Origin of the sequence: Mycobacterium angelicum (genome assembly GCF_002086155.1) — a bacterium.
Taxonomy (GTDB): Bacteria; Actinomycetota; Actinomycetes; order Mycobacteriales; family Mycobacteriaceae; genus Mycobacterium; species Mycobacterium angelicum.
The window spans coordinates 1-2,248 of the sequence record NZ_MVHE01000167.1; the positions used below are offsets into that span (position 1 = coordinate 1).

Sequence of the window (2,248 nt, forward strand, 5' to 3'; positions counted from 1 at the left end):
GTGGAATAGGGGTGGTAGTGGGGTGTGGTGTGTGGTGGTGGTCAGGGTGTGGTGGTCGAGGTTGGTGGCGATGAGGGTGGGGTGGGTGCTGTGGCGTGCGGTGTCGAACAGGGTGGTGGCTTGGGGTGTGGTTAGTGGGTGCAGGCCGAGTTGGTTGAGGCGGGTGAGGTCGTTGTGTTGGAGGTGTTGGGTTAGGGCGCTGGGTTGTTGCCATAGGCCCCATTGCAGGGAGGTTGCGGGTAGTCCGTGGTGGTGGCGGGTGGTGGCCAGGGTGTCGAGGAATGCGTTGGCGGCGGCGTAGTTGGCTTGGGCGGGGGTGCCTAGGACCGCGGCGATGGAGGAGCACAGTACGAACATGGATAGGTCGTGGTGTGTGGTGGCTTGGTGCAGGTTCCAGGCGCCGTCGACTTTGGCTTTGAGGACGGTGTCGAGGCGTTGTGGGGTTAGGGAGGTGATTAGGGCGTCGTCTAGGGTGCCTGCGGCGTGGATGATTGCGGTCAGTGGTGGGCAGTGTTGGTCGATGTGGTCGATGAGTGTGGTGACGGCGTGGGGGTCGGCTACGTCGCAGGGGTAGAGCAGTACGGGCACGCCTTGGTTGTTGAGTTCGGTGAGTAGTTCGGTGGTGGCGGGGCTGTGTTGGGCGTGGCGGCTGACCAGGACGAGTTGTTTGACGTGGTGGCCGGCGACGAGGTGGCGGGCTAGGGCGGTGCCGATCATGCCGGTGCCGCCGGTGATCAAGACCGTGCCCGGGGGCAACTCGGGGTGGGTGTCGGTGGCCGAATCCGCAGCGGTGGTGGTGGTGATGATTCGTGCTAGGCGGGCGGCATAGACGTGGTCGTGGCGTACCAGGAGTTGGGGTTCGCCGGTAGCGATCAACGCTGGTATGTCTGCGGGTGTGTCGGTGTCGATCAACACGATACGGCCGGGGTGTTCGGTTTGGGCTGAGCGCGCTAGTCCCCAGATCGCCCCGGCGGCGGTGTCGGTGATTTCCCCGTGTCGCTCGGCGATGGCTCCGTGGGTGTGGATCACTAACAGTGCGTCGCGTTCTTCGGCGAGCCAGGCCTGTAGTACGGCTAAGGCCGCATGGGTGCCGGTGTAGGTGCCCTCAACCACCGATGTCTGGGGTGGTGTGTTCCACTGCCAGTGCACTACCTCGGCGTTGGGCTGGGCAGAGCGCTCGTTCCAGTCCACGACCGTGTAAGTCTGGATGTTGGTGGCGGGCAGAGTGATTGGTGTCCACACCAATTCCAGTAATTGGGGACCTGAGGTGGTCTGGGGCAGTGCCTGGCGGAGTTGATCGGTGCTGACCGCACGGGTTAACAATGCACCCACCGACAACACCGGCACTCCGGCCCCATCGGCTAGCTCTAAGGCCAGAGTGTGCTTACCGGCCGGGCGGATCTGTACCCGCGCGGCGGTGGCCCCGCGGCTATGCAGGCACACCTGCTGCCAGCAGTAGGGCACCATCATCTGCTGGTCGTGCAGCTCGCCACCGGCGATGACTGCGGCATGTAAGGCCGCATCCAACAACACCGGATGAATGCCCCAGTCCCCGACCTGTATCCCCGCGCCGACGGCGACCTCGGCAAACACTTCTTCCCCGCGACGCCACAGTCCCACCAACCCCTGAAACGCCGGCCCGTATTCATAGCCGTGGCCTGCCAACCACTGATAGACCCCGGCGATGTCGATCTGTTGGGCATCCACCGGCGGCCATACCGACAAATCAGTGCCCGGTGCACCAGAGCGCACATCCAGTGTGGCTTGGGCATGTAACACCCACGTAGCCCCCGGGGTTTCCTGGCGCGAATGCACCAATACCGAACGCTGACCCGACTGCCCCGCGGGTCCCACACTGACCTGTACCGCCACCGCAGTCCCCGGCGCAATCACCAACGGCGCGGCCAACACCAACTCCTCAACCAACCCATACCCCACCTCATCGCCGGCACGAATCACCAACTCCACCAACCCCGCCCCGGCCAACACCACTACCCCACCGACCACATGATCGGCCAACCACGGCTGCAACGACACCGATAACCGCCCACTTAACACCACCGCGTCAGAATCGGGCTGCTCAATAACGGCGCCCAACAACCCATGACCGGTCTGACCCAACCCCAAACTCAACGCATCACCCCCACCACCAACCGGCGACGGCAACCAAAACCGCTGCCGCACAAACCCATACGTCGGCAACCCCACCCGCTTACCCCCACACCCAGCCAACACCGCCGACCAATCC

At 64.2% G+C, this 2,248-nt stretch carries 1 protein-coding gene; it reads right to left on the minus strand.

From position 1 onward, the window contains the following. Nucleotides 1-2,133, minus strand: a 2,133-nt coding sequence (locus BST12_RS28735; protein WP_170062233.1) for a type I polyketide synthase, incomplete at its 3' end; no start/stop codon positions are given. Between the last annotated feature and the right edge of the window lie 115 nt (nt 2,134-2,248).